The 22,010-nt window shown below is 37.5% G+C and carries 14 protein-coding genes and 1 pseudogene; 5 read left to right on the top strand and 10 right to left on the bottom strand.

Going from position 1 to position 22,010, the window contains the following annotated elements:
- The first annotated feature begins 848 nt into the window (after positions 1 to 848).
- The gene (locus tag DWX33_RS22470; RefSeq protein WP_199713253.1) at positions 849 to 1,595 is read left to right on the top strand and encodes an HNH endonuclease; all 747 of its coding nucleotides are present in this window, start codon (positions 849 to 851) and stop codon (positions 1,593 to 1,595) included.
- A 181-nt stretch (positions 1,596 to 1,776) separates the two neighbouring features.
- Here the strand turns inward: DWX33_RS22470 and DWX33_RS03410 are convergent, their stop codons facing one another.
- From DWX33_RS03410 to DWX33_RS03370, 8 genes are all read right to left on the bottom strand, one after another.
- Positions 1,777 to 2,742, bottom strand: coding sequence for an MBL fold metallo-hydrolase (locus DWX33_RS03410; protein ID WP_158563038.1), 966 nt, complete (start codon positions 2,740 to 2,742; stop codon positions 1,777 to 1,779).
- Positions 2,743 to 2,836: 94 nt separating this feature from the next.
- Positions 2,837 to 7,537, bottom strand: a complete 4,701-nt coding sequence (gene avs2 / locus DWX33_RS03405) for an AVAST type 2 anti-phage system protein Avs2 (protein WP_122379852.1) — start codon at positions 7,535 to 7,537, stop codon at positions 2,837 to 2,839.
- A 6-nt stretch (positions 7,538 to 7,543) separates the two neighbouring features.
- The gene (locus DWX33_RS03400; RefSeq protein ID WP_121962657.1) at positions 7,544 to 8,782 is read right to left on the bottom strand and encodes a hypothetical protein; all 1,239 of its coding nucleotides are present in this window, start codon (positions 8,780 to 8,782) and stop codon (positions 7,544 to 7,546) included.
- Positions 8,783 to 8,971: 189 nt separating this feature from the next.
- Positions 8,972 to 11,005, bottom strand: a complete 2,034-nt coding sequence (locus tag DWX33_RS03395) for a DUF262 domain-containing protein (RefSeq protein WP_121962658.1) — start codon at positions 11,003 to 11,005, stop codon at positions 8,972 to 8,974.
- A 5-nt stretch (positions 11,006 to 11,010) separates the two neighbouring features.
- Entirely contained in the window at positions 11,011 to 12,528 is a 1,518-nt protein-coding gene (locus DWX33_RS03390) for a DUF262 domain-containing protein (protein ID WP_121962659.1), read from the bottom strand.
- Positions 12,521 to 13,282: a type IV toxin-antitoxin system AbiEi family antitoxin gene (locus DWX33_RS03385; RefSeq protein WP_121962660.1), complete on the bottom strand. Its 762-nt coding sequence runs from the start codon at positions 13,280 to 13,282 to the stop codon at positions 12,521 to 12,523. The genes DWX33_RS03390 and DWX33_RS03385 overlap by 8 nt, the downstream gene beginning before the upstream one ends.
- 377 nt (positions 13,283 to 13,659) lie before the next feature.
- Complete coding sequence (locus DWX33_RS03380) at positions 13,660 to 14,199, bottom strand: IS3 family transposase (protein WP_255417927.1); 540 nt, start codon at positions 14,197 to 14,199, stop codon at positions 13,660 to 13,662.
- Between the two features lie 354 nt (positions 14,200 to 14,553).
- A complete protein-coding gene (locus tag DWX33_RS03370; protein ID WP_121962663.1) occupies positions 14,554 to 14,985 on the bottom strand; it encodes a transposase in 432 nt (143 codons plus the stop codon).
- Positions 14,986 to 15,686: 701 nt separating this feature from the next.
- On the opposite strand from DWX33_RS03370, the gene DWX33_RS03365 reads away from it, so the two are divergent.
- The 4 genes and pseudogenes from DWX33_RS03365 to DWX33_RS03350 all read left to right on the top strand — a co-directional run bounded on the left by DWX33_RS03365 (position 15,687) and on the right by DWX33_RS03350 (position 19,084).
- Complete coding sequence (locus DWX33_RS03365) at positions 15,687 to 16,028, top strand: nucleotide pyrophosphohydrolase (RefSeq protein WP_005854323.1); 342 nt, start codon at positions 15,687 to 15,689, stop codon at positions 16,026 to 16,028.
- Positions 16,025 to 18,268, top strand: a complete 2,244-nt coding sequence (locus tag DWX33_RS03360) for a DNA/RNA helicase domain-containing protein (protein ID WP_122379850.1) — start codon at positions 16,025 to 16,027, stop codon at positions 18,266 to 18,268. Before DWX33_RS03365 ends, DWX33_RS03360 begins: the two co-directional genes overlap by 4 nt.
- Before the next feature lie 26 nt (positions 18,269 to 18,294).
- A pseudogene (locus tag DWX33_RS22710) lies at positions 18,295 to 18,396 on the top strand (XRE family transcriptional regulator); the annotation flags it as partial.
- 79 nt (positions 18,397 to 18,475) lie between these two features.
- The gene (locus DWX33_RS03350; protein WP_005864290.1) at positions 18,476 to 19,084 is read left to right on the top strand and encodes a type 1 glutamine amidotransferase family protein; all 609 of its coding nucleotides are present in this window, start codon (positions 18,476 to 18,478) and stop codon (positions 19,082 to 19,084) included.
- A gap of 186 nt (positions 19,085 to 19,270) precedes the next feature.
- On the opposite strand, the gene DWX33_RS03345 is transcribed toward DWX33_RS03350, so the two are convergent.
- A complete protein-coding gene (locus tag DWX33_RS03345) occupies positions 19,271 to 21,346 on the bottom strand; it encodes a BT4734/BF3469 family protein (protein ID WP_122379849.1) in 2,076 nt (691 codons plus the stop codon).
- A 183-nt stretch (positions 21,347 to 21,529) separates the two neighbouring features.
- Complete coding sequence (locus DWX33_RS03340; RefSeq protein ID WP_008773634.1) at positions 21,530 to 21,970, bottom strand: DUF6078 family protein; 441 nt, start codon at positions 21,968 to 21,970, stop codon at positions 21,530 to 21,532.
- Positions 21,971 to 22,010: the final 40 nt, after the last annotated feature.

Here is a 22,010-nt window from a genome sequence, read left to right as displayed (position 1 = left end):
CGCATCACTGCGCGGTTCATATAAAATCTAATGCCCATGGACGGAAATGACGGAGAAGGTCGTCGCATGATGCGAACGTCACCAGTGGGCAAAATAAAACCGTTGAAAAGTTTGGTAAGGACTTTCCAACGGCTTCAATTAATTCTGGAGGGATATCTGCATCTAATATATCCCAGCCTGTTTATAATATGTTCGTCGGAAAGTTCTCTTGAACTTATCGAAGGATTCAATGCTTGAAGTTTGAACATATAGCGTACGCTCAAAGCATGATGTGCTTCGATATGATATATTTGATAATATGTTCATTCTATTTTGTTGCATCGTGTCTTTATAAATTTCCAATTACGTGGCAAAATTAAGGAATATTTCAGGAAATGCACCTAACTAGAGTCAGAAAATTGTTCTTTTCCTTAGGTCCAATATTGATTTTCCTCCGAACCTTGGTAAGATTTCCCTCCGTGATGGTCTGCCATCGGTTCATTTTGGGATATATGGCAAAATCTGTTTGTTCCCGTTTTCTATGACCTCTTTCTGTCATGCACAAAGCCTATAAGAAATATTCTCACCTGATTCTATACCGAATTTTGTAAAAAAAACGATATTAAAATAGGAATATATTAGAAATAAGCTACTTATGAACTTCTCTCAAAGGATGAGGTAATGACTTGGAAACAATCGCAAATTCTGCGATATGCAATGTATTTCTGTCAAACAACTCTTATTCTATTTGCAAAATTAGAAAATAAATAAGAATGAGCAATATTATAGCCATTTTATGTTTGCTAAAAATAAAATCAAGTTCATTTGTAATGAAATTTGTTTTTGATAAACTTCAATGATAATAGCGAATGAAAATAGAGCAAATATCAGCCATCTATAAAATGGCAAAAGCAATATACAACAAAGAGGAGCGTTTAGTCCATGGAAAGGAAAAACTGTTTCTTAGCCATGGCATTAATAAAAATTCTTTTGCGGATTTTTATAGAGCATTTCAAAAAATGCTTGATGGCGAATTGCATACGAGAGGAATAAGCACAAACCTGAGAGATTATTATTTATCTCAAATTTATAAAGATTATGGTGCAGACAAATTAAGAGTCGCCTTAAAAGCGTATATGAACTTTATCATTTATTATGAATCGAGTCATAATAACACGACAAGGAAAATTGAACGAGATATTCACCAAAAGTATTGTAATGTTCTAAATGAAGCCTACTCAAATAAAACTATTAAGGATGAAATAAATACATATTGGGAAGGTGAATTAGGACAAGTGGCTATAACCACTCATGAGAGAAATGTTGATGCACGCAATAAATATATTCAAAGTAAGGGAATTAAATGTTTTGTCTGCGGTTTTGATTTTGAAAAGACATATGGAGAATTAGGGAAAGGATTCATACATGTACATCATGTAAATCCTATTTCAAACAAGGATGGGCGATACGAAATAAACATTGAAAAAGACCTGTTTCCAGTGTGTCCTAATTGTCATGCAATGCTACACAGAAGAAAAGAATCAATATTATCCATTGAAGAACTTAAACAAATAATACAACAGAATCGTGATAAAGAAAAAAACTTATCGTTGTGATGATAACTTAAGAAGTCATTTTCTGCACTTTGACTTATATCAAGCTAAATTGTCTTTAGATTTACCCATGTATATATACATGTATTTTTAAACTCAATTGACTTGATTGATTCAAGCATACAACAGGATAAGCCTTGATAATGCCCTATAAGCAAACTTAATGTGGGCTGTCAAATAACCTTCAAAACTCAATCGCCTCCATATCATGCAAGTAATGAATGTCAATAATTGATTTCACATACTCTTGGGCATCTGGTTTAAACATTCTCACCAACCGACCATCATCATAATTAAAATACAGCGTTACAGGTAGCTTCGAAGAAGCAGAAATAATTCTTGCTATAGTTCCTTTGTTTGGTAGACAATGGCGATTTATTCCATCAGCGCTAATAATATACTTTCCACATTGTATCATCTTAAATAGAGCTAAGCTATTATTTGCTACACTTCCATGATGCGAAAGCAAAACAGCATCGCAATGCAGTTTGTTCGCTTCACTATATCCTAGTTTAAACAATGAGTGCATTATAACTGATGGTACTGAGTCTGAAAGCCATAAAACTCTTTTCCCCACATACTCAAACAATGCGGCTATACTACTGGCGTTCTCAACACTCGTATCTTCTTGAAAACATTCTATATTAAAATCATTAAGTAATGTTGCATAATCATCAACAACATTACCCGCTTCAACACTAACCTCATTTGTTTCAGACTTACACAGTGGACGATTGTTTGAATATTTTTCCCTAAGCAGGTTCAGTTTGCCCTCATCAGGAGAAAGGATTGTTATCCTCATTCCATCAATACTGAAAGACATCCCTTCTATAACATCACCCAAATCTAATGGGCTATGTAACTGGATGTATTCATAGACCTTATCCCCTGAGACTATGCCACATAGCACTCCGTTCTTATTATCAGAGGCTTGTTCAACATCATACTTTCTTGGCGGATTATATATCCACCGACAAACAACATTCCCCAAAGCACAATCTTTTTGAATATCTTTTATGAATCTACTAGCTCCGCCAATGTGGTCATCATGAATGTGGGACAAGAACAAAGCATCTATCTGTTCTGAACTCCTAATAAGATTTGAAATAACACCTTTCAACACTTGGGTATAAGTCTTAGGGTATCCCATGTCAAGAAATATGTTACGACACCTACCGCTTTCACCCTCATACTGTAGATGAAACGCATCTCCACACTTTGCCTTGTAACAGAATAGTCTCACATCACACTCTCTTATATGTTCTGAGAACACCTTCCGGAACATTGTTATTATCCAAATAATATACTCCACATGGGGCATATACGCACTGACATCCCATTCCTCCACTTATATATACCCGCTTTTCCCCTCGCACAATCCACAAAATAGCCAGCCCACTTTGCTTCAGGAATCGTAAAAGAGGCTCTTTTTTAACCAAAATCTGGTTGTACCCGTATGTTAACGCCACAAGGTTGCCATCTTTATCCAGATATTGACCGTCATGTGAATCATACTCCATGCCCATACCCTCGAATAATAACCTACACGGAATGCTATATTTGTTGATAGTGCCTGACTGATCATCTTCAATATGCCCGCAGGCCTGCTCACAAGAATAATAATAGGGTACATCTAGCCCATCTATTGAATTTGCCCAACCTTGTCGGTCCCTATAAACGTCTTTATATGCTGGTGACCAGTATTTTTCCCTGTTCACCAGATATTGCCAGTCGTTGGTAGGTAATTCCACACCATCCCATAAATTCCTACCATCTAAAGACTGTATTGCCTTCTCTTTGTCTTGTTGCTTTACGAGGATGGCATCTGTAGCCCAATACACATCATGCTTTAAGAGTTTATACTCATATTTTTCCTTACCAATGTCTTTGGGTTCATCCCAACTCTTGGAGTTATTCAGGGTCAACCATTCTATGCCGTCATCGTCCAACTTTTGGATTAATGAAACTGGATCTGGCAAATCCCTAGTCATGGATGCCCATGATTCATTTGTACCAGAGTACTGCCAGTTATCAAACTGTTCTTCCTTATACCATTCGTGTTCTTCTGCCACCCTGCTATCATCCGCATCCTCACTTTCGACGCTTTTTACTCTTGCAATCATTGATGGATTGATATTCCTCAGAAAAGATTGCCACGTTCCGTGAAACAGCTCATATCCCCCAGAGCCCTCGTTTGCATAATCATCCTCATATTTGTAATTGTCAGCCAATATCCCCATAATCTCATAGAAGGCTATCCACTGATATTTCTTTCCTATGCGGTCTATTCTATTATCGGAATTATGGAATGTCCAGTCCTTTGCAAAACGATCGTAAACACCATGCAAATTCACATCAAATCCTAATTCATAGGCTCTCTTAACAACCCAATTTCTAACCCCTTCAGTTGGGAATCTGCCATAATGATGTTGCTTCAAAGGTAATTCCCTTACTTTAAAAGGAATCATGACATCGTATAAAGCCTTTTTTTGCTCTTCCGACATTAACTTTTCAGTCTCATTACAAACAAATTCAAATATAGTATCGTTTATGCTAGCATCCTTTGGCTCTTTTTGCCTATTTAAGATTAGAACAGCTTTCCCTTCACATATATATTTGGCCAGTTTTTTCATAGTTCCCTTAAACAGACGTAATGCTTTATCAAATTCTTTTTCATCAGAAATTAGTATTGGATAAAAGTGTTCGATTGTTGGCATAGCAATCTTATTCCAAAAATCCGCTAACAGACCTTTCACCGATTCCCAAATCAGGTTTTGCTCCGAACCTTTTCTTTCCTTGAAGTTTGGTGCATCATAATCAATATGAAGGTGATTAACCTCATCATCTGTAGGCCATGTGGGGAGTGTGCTCGTATATGGTGGACGAACCTTTTTCATATCAACAGCAGTTATAACCCCCTTATATTTAGCGTATTCAACAATATTTCTTGCATGGTCTCGCAGTAAAATATTTTTTGGTGGATCATTACGTTTGAAGATGGTCTCATATACATATCTTACAAGTTTCATTAGCCCATCGCGTGATGAAGTCCGCAATGCGACCCCGTAAGCCACAGCATACAACCGTTCATAGATATACATATCATCCACATTCTCAAACTGGCGTAGTGTTTCAATCAATACTTCTACCTGCTCAGAAAGAAGGTTGACAAGAGCTTTTGTAGCCTCATCTCTGTGTTTGATATATGTTGATGACAGCAGCCAACAAAGCATAACGGCTGCTAATCTGGTCGATTCGGGATCTGCTTTTACAGATACATTTTCAGACCATGCCCAGTCTATCAAACGCCGCAGAGGATTGGCACATCTGTTATCATCATATCCTGCGCAACCATTGAAAAAGAATTGGAATCTGCCATCACGCTTTGGCATGGTAAACCTCATCATTAGTGCATGAAAATAATCAGCATTAAAAGGGTGATTAGGGATAGTTGAAAGCTCTACCAGTTTATTATACCAATAATCAGGATCTATATTACAATATTTGGAGCCTAGAAACTGCCTTATAGTTTTCTTGTCAATGGATTCTATCGCGCGCCAACACAAACTATTTATCTCGGCCTCAGAAATTGTGTCAAGACAAGTACAATATCCTCTTTCATACTCATCTTCTGGAATGAGACGAATGACATCTGTCATCTCATGAGCAAATCTCTCGGGGATTAAGATAGCTATGGCTTCAAGAATTCCTTTGAACGACCAATGCTTGTCTACAAAAATGGAATGTAAAGTTTTGTCTGTATTTATGTTTTCTGCAAACGATTTCCAGTCTTGAAACTTATTGACAATTTCACGTGCAATTATAAAATCACTGATTCTCTGATAAGAGAAAACAACACTGTCGATATTTTCTTCATCAAAAGAATACTTCGTTTTAAGCAGCAAATTGTTGTCTATTAGATCTGCAAGCAAATTGTGACAAGAAGGAAATTGTTGTTGCAATAATGAATCTGCATCTTTTATCTTCAGAAGATTATATTTAGCCTCAAATATAGGGAATGCCAGCAGCTTAACCGCTGCACTGACAACATCCCTATATTTATATTCGGGTTTCTTTTCAGCAAACTTCTTATCCAAATTCTTGAAGTACTGATTAAACAGTGATGAAACGCCATTGAATCCTTTAGGAAAATCTTTCTCTCCAGAGGCTTCAAGTGTATCGCAAATTATCTTCAAGAATAAAGGGTTACAAAACTCAGGTGTCAGGATGGGAACATTGGGTAAGTTCAACTCATACGCCAAACAGAACTGTCTTACCGCCTCATATTCCAGACCTTTAAATCCTTTATGCTCAATAACTGTAGCTTTCGAATTATTTTCTATCCCATCGGGAATAACATCATCAAAGTATGTATCACGCACTGATACCACTAAACCTATCGCAGGGTAGTCTTTAAGAGACTTGATAAGTCCAGAAAGTCTGTCTTTCCATAATAAGGCCTGAGGTCCTTCATTCAGCGCATCAATCATCAGAAGTGCCCTCGAACCTACTTGGGTTCCTATCTGATTGAAACTGGATAGGAATTCCGGGAAAGTTCCAACAAAACCTATTTTTGAAGTAATATTTTTTTCATAAGTTCCCTCAGCAAAGTCTGTTCCTAAGAACAACAAAGTGGGCAGACCATCATCGATTCTCTTACTGGCAATATCACCCAACAAATGCGACTTTCCACAACCTGCTTCACCCTTAATTATCAAATAGGCATTGTTTGCTAGATTAATCTTTAAATCTTCAAAGTTTTCAGTGAATGAATACAAATCTTGAGATATTTCTAATAATCTGGATTCATCAGCCTCGAACTCTTTCCTTACATTATCATCTTTGTTTGTCAAGGAATAATCAGAATAAAATCTATGTCTAACTTCCTCTAATTCATTTTGGAGAGATTCAACGCGCTTCATCAAACCAGAAAAATCAATGATAGCATCTACACGTTGATCCAAATTTGACAATGCCACAATAAAATCGTCTCGAATCACTTTTAGATGAGATTCCAACTGACCTATTCTATTGGAATCTTTTCTTGTTCTATAGCTTTTCTCGGTTAACCAGGAATCTATATTCCTGTACAACTGTTCAAAAAATGCCGGTGTTTTTGCCACGCAGTCAAAATACTTAGCGGTTCCTGTCTTCACATTGACTTTCTGACAATATCTGGGACCCAAGTTTGCTACGGAATCTTCAACATTGTTTTTTAATGTCTTATGTCCTAAACCGTGATGTCCGAGGAATGCCAATGACATTTTCTTTTTATACTCTTTTTCCAGCAGTTTATTGAAGGAAATCAATCTCTGAGCACTTATTACTTTTCCACGTTCCTCGTCAGTGTACCTAATGAAGACCCCATTAATATACAACTCTTCACAAGCTTCTATAAAAATACCGGAACCTGACATTCCGACAATTGTATCTTCACTATAGTCGTCATTTGTAGAAAGCTGGAATACATTCTCAGTTGTATCTTCATGAAGGTAAGTCATTCTGATCATTGCCAAGAATGACTCTCCATTTTCGTTGGTCTGATCAAGAGTTGCCACAGGGAATCCTTTACTCACTGCTTCGTCAGCCCCCAAATTCTTATCTATCACGTACACCGATGGAAGATCAGAGACAACCGGTATAAGCTCTCGTTTATTAATAATGATTATACCTGCATCATCTACGGGATGAAGCAAAATTCTTTGCTTAACGGGGGTAACGTATTCGTATGTGCTGGTATCGGGTCTATAAATTCTTAACGACACCCTATCTTTATCTCCTAACTTCTCAAGGCAATGCTTGGCCGTCAAAACATATATTACCCCAGACAATTTCCTATTGGTATAAAGAACGCCAGTCCCTAACTTTTCTTTTGAGGTGTCATCTTTATGTAATTCAACCGTTAACTGCGTTATTATATTAAGACATGTATCCGTCATAAGCATTTATGTCTATTTTTTCCACATTATCTCTTGAAAATCATCTATGGACTTTTCAATGGGTCTAGCCCCAATCATTACTCCAAACTCCTTCAATTCTTCGTTGCTACTATAAAATGGATCCACGATATATGAAGGCTTATTGTGGTAATCAAAGTACTCAAAAATATATTTATTTATACCAGCATCACGTCCACCATAACCTATAACAATTAAACATTCCGCCCTACCAAGATTATGTCTAAAGTGTTTGAACAGTTTCTTGTAGAAACTATCATGATAATGGTGAGTCTTAGACACAGTTCCTGAAAGGAAATCATGATTATACTCAATCCAATCCATTATATAGCCAAGACGTTTCTTGTTCTGTTTCTTCGTTTTATCAACACTTATTCCATATGGTACCTTAATCATTTTGTCATTCCTGAAACATCCATTACTGTCACACCTTTTGAACATAAGATAATCCAGACTACCGTGTAATTTATATAACCTAATTGCCGTATTATAAAAGGCTTTATATTCTTCAAGTCTACAATCATATTTATTGCCATTACATTCCAGTTCTCCATAATAGGGCGACCTATAGCTATGAAAACCATCTGATATACCTTCATGTTGTAGCCAGTTTGTTCTTGGAAGATTTTCAATAAGTAAATCGTGATTCAAAGAAAAGATGTCAACGACATAGTCTGTCGAAAGTTTATCAAGATACTTCACAAAGTTTTCGTATCTCGAAAATTTATCAGACGCAATCTCACGCTCAAGTATTTCTGTTTTTCTTCCTTTCCTTAGTTCATGTTCTATCATCTGAGTATAAATGGTTTTCATATTAGAAACCAACTGATGGTAGTCAGAGAACATATAAAGAAATGGTTTTGCGAGTTTCTCATATGAGGAGTCATATATTCCTTCATTACTTATAAAATCAAAGAACTGTTCATAATCAAACTCATGGTTTTTATTATACTCCTTCATTGCTTCTGAACAGAACATCAAACAACTCTCATATGGACTGCCAGTTTGATATTTTTTCCCATCAACTGAAATTGCAAGTTTCCCTGTAAAGTCAACAGTAATAGGCTCATTATTAATATTGAGCACAAAATCATTCAATTGCTTTCCTGTTGGCATTCCACAAGGTACAGAAAATCCGGAACCAATAAGAAAGACAACATGTTTTCTTTCACCATAGGGAATCTTATAAGGAACCATGTCTCCCAAATCTATATTTTTATTTCCTTGTTTCATAATTTCGTTATTATTTACTACATAATAAAATTCACTAAAAAGCATCTCTTAAATACTCTACCTCCTCACGCAACTTCAGTGAATAATACAATCGGGATAAGACGGAGCAACGACTCAACCTTATGAGCGTAAACACCCGATTTTATATCATTCATATTATACTTGTTGATGTATTTTCCGGTAGGCTGATTATAAGTTCATAATGATTTCGAGCATTTTTGCCTGATGCCGAACCATATCATCAACATTCCATTCTAATCCAAATGGACGTTTTAAGGTATCGTCTTTAATACCAGCATCGTAATTATCTTGGCATATTTGTAACATGATTCTGAATTTTAATGAAGCAACGCTTACTTGGTTGGACTTTGTATCAAGATAGCGATTCTTTTTATCAATAGGATTCCAGTTGGAGCCAGAACTATTTGCATCAGAACCTATCATAGCAAAATTACCAAAGCAATTTATATCTTGCAAGTTAATTAGCATATTATCCCCAGCCTTGGCTTGTGGATAATAATGCTCCAAACTTTTTCGTGTTCGAGAGAAATAGAAATTTTTAAAAGGTTCCAACTCAAAGTCACTACAACCTAATGCTCTAAAAAACTCTATTCTATTACGAGAACCTTTCTTTTCTTTGTTACCTCGAAGTTCTTCCGCATATTTCTTCCAAAGCTTATAATCTGTATAGTTAAAAACATACAGAGGTATATTGCATGATCCAGTAGGATAAACACTATTGAAATCTCGATTCACTCCTTCTAATTCGATGTTCAATTCATAACAATTAAGAATAGTTTCGTCAAAACTATTAGGCTTAGGCTGATTTATTTCGTTGAGTTTACCCGTATCAAGATATACATCAAAGAAATACTTATCAGCTAGTTTTCTTAAAAAATCCACATAATCATTTAGATCACAATCCTCAAACAAGTGATATAAACAATAGAACAGATAGTTTTTTCTTTGCTTAGGCGTGAAAGCAACTTCAAACATAGACAGTAATTGAATCACTTTATTTTGTTGTACTTTATTATCATCATACAAATCCTTAAGATAGGCAGCCTTATTACCCTTCTTATAATAATATTGCAATTTCCATGGATTTTCAATGGCTCTATCTTCACCATTTGCATGGTGTATAACATAGTTATCGAGAAAATATTTAGCCAAAAGGAGATTGTAGGCGAAGTCCTCAACGAACTTTGGAGTAAGATTTACCTTCTCGAACTCCTTAATTAGTTCTTTATCGTCAAGTGTAAAACTCAAAGGATTAAAATCATCTTCACTCAGCAACCTTGTAATTTTCAGTACAATCAATAAGAAATTCGGAAAGTCAATAATTGGCTGGAAATTATCATTCTTGTCTACTTCATCATCTTTATCTATCGTTTTTATAGACGAATTTAAAAGTTCTGAAATAGTTTTCATTCCTAATGACGAAAATAAGCCTTCATTAGAACTTGGAAACTCGTCGAAAGACTCTATAACAAAATCTTCCATAGTTTTACCGAAGACAGTTGTCATCTCTGGAAGTTTCTGCTGAATGTAGAAACTCATGTCGCTACAAGCCTCCCATATACGACTAAACTTCTCCATAGCGTCCTCATCACCTATCAACTGTTCGCTGAGTTTAGCTTTTACTATCTCATGCTTTTCTAACTGCTCACCACGAGAATTCATAACCTCAAAATAGTGATTTAAATCCACATCTTTTGGCACACGATAATGGATAATATGCACTTTGTTCAAAAAAAAATCCTTGAATGCATCTATGTCAGCCTTCTTTTCGCCAACAATGTCTTTAATTGCTTCCTTTGCATAATTGAATCCATCGACAATACCCTTATCTTTTTCTTCACCAAACTTAGGCATCTTTTCTATTGTCATAGCTGAAACCTTTCTTGCAGAATAAGTAAGACAATTTGCAATAGTTTCTATGCCCAAAGCCTTCAAGATGATGTAGATTGTTGTAAGTCGTTGCTGACCATCGATAACCTCAAAAATATTTTCATCTCTTTTGTATGTGACAAGAGTGCCAATATAGTAAACGGACTTCTCCAACGAATCATGTACATCCTTTATTAAGGCGTATATCTCTTCACGCCCCCAAGCATAATTACGCTGATAGATAGGTATCTTGTATAATATAGATACCCCGCTGTTTGAGAAATATATGTCATTAATCGAACATTCTTCAAGAATATTTTTCAAATCTTTCATTGTAATCAATTTTTATAAAAACCGTTTATTTGAAAAAAATACAGATAGTTTTCATACACGCCATCTATCTCATCCTTTAGATTCTTTAATGTATCTCCTTTACCACTATACTCATAGCATTCCTGCGCCCAACCATCTTTAATATCATCATTCGAAAGAGGATTGATTTTGTCAGCCAAAGCACTCAATAATGAAGATGGAGTATCTTGCTTGGCAATCAATTTATACATATTGAATGCATTGATTTTATCACTCAACCCCATAATATAATTCTGTGCAGAAAGCCAACCAAGATTAGTGTATTGGGCTCTTAATGAATAAGCCCAAATGAATGCGTATACAACAAATTGTTCAAATAGTTCCATGTCTTCTTTTGTAGGATATGTTTCTGGGCAGAATCTATCAACGTAAAGCAGAACCGAAGTATCAAACAAAAGGCGTGCTATGCCATTACCTATTCCTTTTTTTAAATGTCTATCCAATGTTTTAACTATAATGTTGTCATTAATATAGAAGCCCTCATATTTGTTGTTGTTCTGAATATCCTTTAGTATATTATAATAGTGCTTTGTATATTCAAAAAACGGTTTACCAGCAATTATTGGAGTGTCTAATTGGAACGCATTTACATTTCGAGTACCAGAGACAAAAGGCATAGCAGAAGAGTTGACCATATCTGCATAACAATAGGCACTCTTGTAGAATTGGGCATAAGGTGTTCTTGAAAAACGCGTAATACCTTTGAACATATGGATGTTGTGTTCATTTAAAACATTTGCCTTATTGCCACTTACCCATTCTTTGATACGATATAGGTAATTACCAAAGAAATCTGCTAAACCACTTTGTGAAACCTGTTCCCAATCCTTTACTATCTTTTCTGTTTCATCCTCACTAATGGTATTCATTTCGCGAAGATGGTATGCTTTCAACAAATCATGAGGATAAAGAGCTTTACCTCGTGCATTTTGAGAATCAAAGAACTGGAATGCTTCCGACACATCGGGAGTTATTACAACAATCAATTCACACATATTCTCAATATAGTCCCTAAGACGCTCCATCTCTCTTTGGTGTTCAGTAGCCGAGTCGCTGTCTTGCAACTTTAATCCGACCCTACGGTTAAGTGCATTATAGTTGTTAGCAATATTATGGTTATTGTGCACATTATTATATATTTTCTGCTGCAAGAACTCAATGCCATCTTCGCCTAATGCAGTCAAAAGTAATGAGAAAGTTATGGTACGTTGCAGACCATCAACAATATCATATTGTTCCTTATCCTTTGCCTTGTGAAGGATAAGTGTACCCACCCTGTATCTTTCTTTGTTGCTATTCTTCGCTTCAATAATGTCATCAAGCAATTGTATGGCATTACGAGCCGTCCACTTGTATGGACGCTGATAAATAGGCACACATAGACTTACATCATTAATTGGCTCTCCACTATTAGTAATAGTAATGGTTTTGCGAAGGAGCAAATCACCTATAGTAGTTATTGATAATGTTAGATTATTATTCATATTCTGCAAGTTCCTTTGAAATTGTCATATTATACTTATTGATATACTTTCCCGTTGGCGTGATCATAAACCTAGATGTACCAAGATTAATATTATCCAGTTTTAACGCCCTATACCAGGAATGACCTGCTTTTTCAGCCATATAAAGAAAAAGACGTTTCACTTTCTGAGACGTGCAGGCCTCCAACAATGTCTGAACCAAATTGGAACGAAGGGTTGTCATACTTTCAATGATATAATAAATGTCGAGCAAAGAAGATGAAGAATCAGGTAGGTTCAAGCACTCCAATATAGCTCGTTCTGGAGATGACACAAGAAAATTGCACTGATTGATAGTCATCGTTTCTACACCCAAAAGTTCATCGCCAAGAAAAGAGGTAGTCATGTATTTTATATTCATATCCCACTCCTCTTTTAGCAACCACGAAGGCAACTTATTGCTTTTGTCAGTAAAGAGAAAAGCCACAGGTTTTCCTATAAATAGGTAATGGGAGTACCCTCGGAGCTCCAAAGCTGTATATGCACCTACAACACAACTCTTACCAAGTTGTGTGTTATATGATGAAACAGTAGTCAATAGACTTGGTTCTGTTCCATGTAGCTTATAAACCCCTTTCGAAATACGGTCAAGCCATCCACTTTTCATATAAGCATACTGACCACGTGCATCCAATCCCTGACTTGAAAGCCATGAACCGAACAAAACTGAATCTCGTGGGATAAACTTTAATATTTGCTGTATTTTTGTAGCCATCTTCGTTTATTTTATGAATTCCAGCCTAAATTTATAGCAAATTTACTCTTTTAATTTTGTCCACCCAAACATTTCCCTCAAATATTGGTGAAATTTTTATAGAAATTTATCCACCAATTCATTTATTTAGCGAATTCAGACACAAAAAGTATGCATGTAACTACATATAATGAGACGTTTGTCATCCAAAAGAGAAAAATGAGAAGCTCAGTCTGACCTTCACTAAATTTGGTTGACACTTTTAGAGCGGTTAAACTAATATAATTTACAATATCACTGTTTTGATTTACAGTGCTGTTCTTAGAGTGATTGTGTCTGTTCAGGAACTGCGGCACAGCACTTGAACACGCCAGCAAATATATGCCTAATTTTTCATTTTACCCCAAAGTGTAACTGTTCTTCCAACATCGCCGCTGCTCTCTGTTCTGCAAATGCACTGCCTCCGGTGTCTGCATGCCAATGCTCATATGTGGACGTTGCGTGTTGTAAAAGCCTATTATTCTATCCAAAACGGCTTTGCACTCGTCCCTTGTGGATATTTTCATCTTGTACAGCCACTCGACCTTCAATATGCCGTTGGCGCGTTCGGCAATGGCGTTCTCAAGTGGGTCGCCGCTTTGCGTCATGCTAATCTCAACCCCATGTTTCTTCAGTTCTGTCACATACTCGTTGCAACAGTACTGACAGCCTCTGTCCGAGTGATGTATAAGACCTCTGGCAGTTACATCATCTATACCATCAATTGCCATCTTCAGAGCCTGTAGAGGATATATTACCTCAAGTGTCGGCCCAACGGCCCAACCAACTATTTTGTGAGAATATGCATCCGTTATCAGGGATAAATAGCATACTCTCTCCTCTGTCTCAATATAGGTTATGTCAGCCACCCATATTTCATTGGGTCTTGAAGGGACTATATTCAGTATCAGATTGGGATTTATGATAATGATGTCCGGAATCTGTAGTCCTATAGTGCCTGCGGTGCTTAAGACGAACCATAAGACCGTTTCTGCGAAGCAACTCTATGAAGGCATCCCTGCCTGGCATGCTGCCGGTTTCTTCAAATGACTTCTTGACTATCAGATATAACTTCGCACAGCCAAGACCGGGATTGGCTTCTCTGTATTCCCGGACTTTTTCTATCAACAGGAGTTCTATGGCATTATCTGAAAACTCCTTATTTTCCCATTTGTAGTAGGTTTGTCTACTGTAACCAAACAGCCCGCAGAGAAGTCCAATGGAGCAGCCCTTGGACTTCCTGCGTAGCAGATCTATTGTTTGGTGCCAGTTTTTTTTTCGCACCGGGATGTTGAAGGTTTTTCTGCAAGGTCTATCATTGTACTATAGGCCTCGGAACGTAATTTCTCCAATTCAAGGGCTTTGCGAAGCCGTTTGTTCTCGGCCTCCAACTCCTGCATGCGCTCTTCGGAAGTCTTCTTTGCCATATCTCCTTCGTTTTCCGGCAAAGATACGATTTCTCTTTCGTTTACATACTTATCCATCCAGCTGAAGAGAACCTGACGACTGCTTAAATGATACTTCTCAACTATCTCCTGTGCCGGACGACCTCCCAGCACATACTCTGACACTACGGCCACCTTGCCCTCTTCCGTGAACTTGTACTTTCCGGTTGCAACCTCTCGTTCTTCATACCAACCAAGGTCCTCGTTCCAGAACCTTCGCTTAACTGTTTTTTGTTCCATTGACTCTTTGTTTTTACTCCTCTCAAAGTGTCAACTTTTTCTAGTTCAAGTCATTGAGACCAAGAACTGCCATACTTATTGAAAGAATTACCTTCTCATGATATATCTCTATTCATAAATAGCTTTATAATATTTTTCCATTTGTATAACAAGAACAATCAATACTGCTGCTGGCGAAAAGAGAAAAGGAAATACCCTATTCACCAATATTCGTCATTATGAAGCTGAACGAAGTTTGGTTTAGAACCTTTTTAAATATACAAGATACCAAACTAAACCTTAAAATTCTTGTCTCAGATAAAGTAGATACCATAATTTCAGAATTGAGTGCTATATCCAAATATTAAGTTATCAAGGCTAGAGGACGTAGAGAAAATGCTTCTTTTTTCTTTTGGCCAGCAAGCTATTTGACAATCACTGAACTCAAGATCAGAATTATATTTTCTTTTGTTAGTGTTATTGTTGTCAAAATTTTGTCCCCTGTTTGTCCCTGAATATAAATTTCACAGGAGAAAATGAATTTAATACCAAATAGTTAAGTTAAAGTTGCATTTTCTGCATCGGCAAATAAAATACAGAAGAAATCTATTAATTATAATATAAACTTCTCCACATCACATCTAAAACTATTTAAGATTTCCTTTTTTATTATTTCAATAGTTTTTCTAACTTTGTCATTATTGAACCCAAAAGGATAAAGTATGCAAAGCAAAGAATCTGACATAAACGAGATCATGGAACAAATCGTTCAATTCTCAGAAGATAGAGATTGGGATCAGTTCCATAATGGCAAAGATTTAGCTCTTGCTCTTTCTATTGAAGCCTCTGAGCTAAACGAAGCATTTTTATGGAAAAGCGCAGAAGATGTTAAAATAGATAAAATAAAAGAGGAACTAGCAGACATCATTAACTATGCTTTCTTAATTGCTTATAAATATAATTTAGACATTAAAGACATCGTCTTAACTAAACTAAAAAGAAACGCAGAAAAGTATCCTATAGACAAAGCAAAAGGCTGTGCAAAGAAATATAGCGAATTATGATTAGAAATTATCACACAACAATAACAGATTACATTTTTAATAAAAAGACTTTTTCCGAATTGAAAGAATCAACATTCGGAGACAAATGGCCTGTTGTATATATAATTGAAGATAAAGGAAAAAGGTTGGCATATATTGGAGAAACAACTAATATATGTAATCGCATAAATCAGCATTGGAATAATCCAAAACGAAAAAAACTTAAAAGCATTCATATTATCCACAATCCTGCTTTTAATAAATCCGTAATTTTAGATCTTGAAGCTTTTCTTATCAAATATATTGCCTCTGATGGTAAATATCAGTTACAAAATGGAAATGGAGGTCAACATTTTCACCATTACTATCAACGAGAGGAATACCAAAAAGAATTCAAGTACATTTGGCAAATTTTAAAAAAACACAATATAGTTACTCAAGATATTAGAATCATTGAAAATAGTGATTTGTTTAAATATTCTCCATATAAGACATTAACAGAAGAACAATATAAGATAACATACCAAATAATCGAAAGATTGAAAACAGACCTATCCAATGGTATTCCCCGAATATCCATTATTGATGGTGGAGCAGGAACAGGAAAGTCCATTTTAGGTATCTTTTTATTAAAACTTTTAGTAGATGCTCAAAATGAGACTAATTGGGCTATAGAGGAAAATAATTTGGAAGAAGACCTTAACTTAATCGCAAATGGGCTCAATTATAATTTAAAAATGGGATATGTTGTCCCTATGCAAAATTTTCGTAAGACATTAAAAAAGGTATTCAAAGGTATTAAAGGATTAAGTCCCAATATGGTTCTTAGTCCCGCAGATGTCGCTAATTCACAAGACAAATATGATATTCTGATTATTGATGAATCTCATAGATTAAGACAACGATATGGTTTAGCTAGCCCCGGAGACTATAAAGCTTTTGATCATAAGAATGAGATTTTAGGATTAGGGAAGAAAGGGACGGAGCTTGATTGGATCTTAAAAAAGAGCAAATATCAATTTTTCTTCTATGATTCAGGACAATCCATCAAACCAACAGATGTTGATCCTGAAAGATTTTTTCTTCTACTTCAAAATAAACATAATTACAAGTATAAACTGACTTCTCAACTTCGTTGTAAAGGAGGAAATGATTATATTCAATATATCCAGAATATTTTAAATTGCAAACAAAAGTCAAAAATTACTTTTAAAGAATATGATCTGAAATTATATGAAGATGTTGACGACATGATATCTGAGATAAAAAAGAAAAATAAGGAAGTCGGACTTTGCAGAAATATAGCAGGATATGCTTGGGATTGGAAAACAAAAGGAAAATCATTAAGCTCAATAATAAAAGAGAATCTATTTGACATAGAGATTAATGGTTATAAATATATATGGAACAGAACAGATACAGATTGGATCAATTCCCCAAACTCAATCAATGAAATTGGATGTATCCATACAACTCAAGGATTCGATCTTAATTATGCAGGTATTATTCTAGGACCAGAAATTGATTATGACAATGAAAAGAATCGTATTTTTATTTATAAAAAGAGATATAAAGACAACAAGGGAAAAATGGGAATAGAGAATGATTCCATTCTACTTGCTTACATAAAGAACATCTATACAACTATCTTAGAAAGAGGTATGGAAGGTACATATATTTACGTATGTAATGACTCCTTAAGGAATTATTTAAAACAGTTTTTTCCTGTTATTAAGCATAATACAGAGAAGCTACTATTTACAGAAAAAGTTAAAACAATCGAGATCTGTGAAGATATTATACCAGAAGACCAATTTTCCGAATATCTTCCATTATATACAATTCAAGCAGCATGTGGCTATTTTGGAGAGGGTGATGAAGTAAATAAATTAGGATGGATAAAAGTATCAAATCTGGGCAAATTAGACAAAAATATGTTTGTTGTACAAGCCAAAGGTAATTCAATGGAACCAACAATTCATGATGGAGATTATTGCGTGTTCAGAGCAAACCCTGTTGGTAGTAGACAAGGAAAAATAGTTTTAACCCAGCACATAAACTTCTATGATGGCGATAACGTAGGTAATTATTCTATTAAAACTTATACCAGCCTAAAGAAATATTCTGAAACTGGAGAATGGGAACACGAAAAAATAGTTCTTGAGCCCAAAAACAAGGACTATAAATCTATTTCAATCGATAATGTGGACTGTAATGAATTTAAAGTTATCGGAGAGTTCATTGGAATAATTAAACCCTAAATAGAGAATTATAGTCTCTCCATCTGACATTCAATCCCGTTGATAAAATAGTTGAGCTTTACGAGCGATTGTTAAAGGCCGAGCAAGAAAAGGTGGCTATACTCCATGAGATCGTAAAGGATAAATAAGTATCGATCGCAAATCTCTTTCGCCTGACGAGCAAAACGAGATTAGAAAGAAGTATAACTTCGATAAATACAATAAATAATGAAAAAAGAAATTCTATTCGTCTTGTTAAAAGACTTTGCCGATTGGGAAGGGGCTTATATCGCTCCCAACCTCAATTTAGGTGTTGAGCCCGGAAGTGAAAGCAAATATATAGTTAAAACCGTATCTGTCAGGAAAGAGCCGGTTGTATCGATCGGAGGGTTCAAGGTGCTGCCCGACTATGGGATCCATGACATTCCGGCCGATTATGCAGGAATCGTATTAATAGGTGGCATGAGCTGGTTCACCCCGGAAGCCGAAGCCATTGTTCCTCTGGTAAAAGAGGCCATCGAGAAGAAGAGGCTGGTGGCCGGTATTTGTAACGCCTCCGTTTTTCTTGGTATACACGGTTTCTTGAACCATGTAAATCATACCAGCAATGGATTGGATTACCTCAAACAATTCGCTGGGGTTAATTATACAGGTGAAAATCTTTATATGGATGAACCGGCTGTCAGAGCCGGAAACATTATTACCGCCAACGGATTTGCAACTCTGGAGTTCTGTCGTGAAATACTCTATGCGCTGGAGGCAGACTCTTCCCAAAAGATAGAGAGAAGCTATCGAATGAACAAAACAGGTGTTTGGGAAGATCCAGAAGTGGGATAAATTATTATCGCGGTTTATAGCTGAAAGCCGGGGATGTATCCCATAAGATGTGTATGAATTTAAATAATACGAAATCATCTACCACATCTACCATTACCCTTAAAAGTCCCTAGCTATAAATCACTTATCTAATGGTGGTAGATAATAAAACATCTACCACCAACAACTTACATCTACCACCATTTACTACTTTTCGACCACTAAATACAACCGTCCCCTACTCGCTAACTGCGTCTTAAGCCCTATCTTTTTCAAGAAGCGACCAAAGACGGAGACATTGCTCATCGGAAGTTTTACGCCGCTCTTTTTTTGCAGCGATAGGTAGATCTCTCCGGCAGAGATCTTCAAACCTTCCTCCTTATGCGAAGCGGGACGATAATATTGAAAAAACAGATCCTCGAACAAAGGACGTTGTTGAAACGCCTCGTTCGCTTGCATCTGCGAGACCTCTTCCTCATGCGTCAGCCAATAACGCTCGTTATTATTCAAGGCGGCAACCGCTTGCGCATAGAGCTGGAGATAATCGATAGGCTGGGCATTGTCTATCATCCCTTTCACCTCGATACAAATGAAACGGCGGCTGCCGGAAGGATCGCCCAGCAAATCCGTATGGTTGCTCGTAGCGATAAAGGAAGCGTAACGTTTCACCGATTCCACCTGCGTAGCATGAGGCTTGCGCACATTTACGACCGGCTTCTGCAACAGATGCTTCAAGAAGCCTTGATGCCTCGCGCTCACTTGGTCGAACTCATCAATATTGATCAATCCGAAACGAGTAAGATACAGCTCGGCATCCCGCTTCTTGCTGAAATCGATGCTGTCCGTGTAATACGTATTCAAGTCCGGTGGCAACAGGTTGAAGCAGAACGTGGACTTCCCGCATCCCTGCCCGCCCACCAAGAGCGGGGAAAGGCTGTTGCCATGCTGTTTGTCACGTCCCTGCCAGTGCGCTACCATCGACAGGAACCAAGTGTAAAACAACTGTTCCCACCGTACGTTGTCGCAAGGGATGCGTGCGGCCAGCGGACGGATACGATCCTTGCCATCCCACACGGGCAAGCGGGTCAAATAGTCCTCGATAGGCGCATAGTCCGGGATGCGATCTGAAAAGACAAAACGCCGTACATCCCTGTCCCATAGCTGCAATCCTTCTTTCTGGGCATTCAAGGCGATACTGTTCAACACACGATCCGTCACGGGGCGATAGTCGAAACAGAAGGTGTTTTTCTCCCGATATTCCGGTCCGCCGGACATCAGATTGTACCGGAAATCGTAACGACGGTTCATAAACTCCTCCATTTTCAAGCTCTGTAGCTGCTCCGGCTTGTAAAGGGACGTACTGCCAAAATCAGAATCGGAGGCTAAGCGGTAAGACTGCCTCGAGGTCTCCCGGATCTCCACTTCCGAGATCAGATTCCCCAAATAAAGCATCGTCCACTTCACACAATCCTCCTCTTCTACCCCAGCCGCGAAACAAAGTCTTCCAAGAGTGACCAACAAAGGTTTGAAATCCACCTTTATGCTCAAACTTCCATGTTCCTCCAAAGCCCGCTGCAAAGCGAATTCATATTGGATGGCAACGTAACGGTATTGGTCATAAAGCGTCTGCCCGGCACTCTCTACCGGTACCGGCACCCGTTTTTCGAACCGTTCCTGGTAGGCGCTTTCGTCGGGCATAGCCACAGGCTGCTCCAGATGAATGGAAAGAGCGTCCGGATTGTAATACACATCGGCATCATAACTGAGGCGGCAGCCCATCTCCAGCACCGGACGTTTCAGCTCGATGGGATAAGAAAGGCGAGGCTCATACGTCTTGAGCGCATGTCGGTAAGCGTGCGCATGAAAAACCTCGGCATCCGTACGCGAACGGGGAAGCGACCCGTCGGGATAGGTATAAGCCACCACGAACTTCACGCTCCGTCCGCTAGAGCCGATCATAGCGAACAGTGTCTGCGGATATTCCACTATTTTTTGTTTCAAGGACAAAGCCTCTTCTATGCTCTTCAATCGATTGATCTCCAGCAAAATCCAGCCATTATACTCCTTCAACTCGCCTTTTCGAAAAGTTCCGGCAAAGAGCAACTGAGGTAATTTCCGGGTAAACGGATACCGTTTGTCGGGATAAGCCCGCCTTAATTTCTCTCGAAAGAGCGCAAGCTTATCCCTCGTCCGCTCATCCTTTACCCATGCCACGATCTCCTCCATACGCATCGCCCGTTGCGCGACGGTATGTCGATAGGCTGTTTGCTTGGTTATTTTCATGTCTAATATATTATTTAAGAAGTTGAATAACTTATGCTTACAGTTTTTCCTATAGAAAAACAAAAGTTTTCCCCTAATAAAACTTTTGTTTCTTCCTAAAGAAACTTTTGTTTCCTCTAGGAGAAACTTTTGTTTTCCCTAAGAGAAACTATTTGTTCTCCTAAGGGAAACTCTTATCAGCTCTTATCCCTTCGTCCATCGGTAGCCACTCTGCCAAGCATCAAAGACTGGTTCATCCTCTACTCCGTACGCCCGAAAGACCTGACGGATATACTGTTGGTCTTCGGGCGAGAAGGTTCTTTCCTTGCGCTTAAACTGATAAAACTTATTCTTACCGTATGTCATCAACAGACGTTGCTTGATGCGTTTCGCCTCCAGATAAGGTATCTGGTCTAATAGGTGATCCATGCCGACAGCGTATTGCACGGGAGTATCCGCCATGAAAGCCGCACACTTTCCGGTAGGACTGGTACGTGCGGGATTCACGATGCTCACCGCCCAAAGCGTATCGGGGATAAAACGGACAATTTGATGCCGCAAGCAGCGGTTGGCGTTCTTACAATTTTCATTAAAACAATGTACAAAGCCTGTCGGCACCATAGCGTAATCGAGTTTTTCTATCATATCTTTTAGATTTTCAGTATTCTTCAAATATAACACTTTT

Origin of the sequence: Parabacteroides sp. AF19-14 (assembly GCF_003635485.1) — a bacterium.
In the GTDB taxonomy this organism is placed as follows: Bacteria; Bacteroidota; Bacteroidia; order Bacteroidales; family Tannerellaceae; genus Parabacteroides; species Parabacteroides distasonis.
Note: the sequence above shows the minus strand (reverse complement) of the source record. Positions and strands in the feature narration are given on the sequence as shown.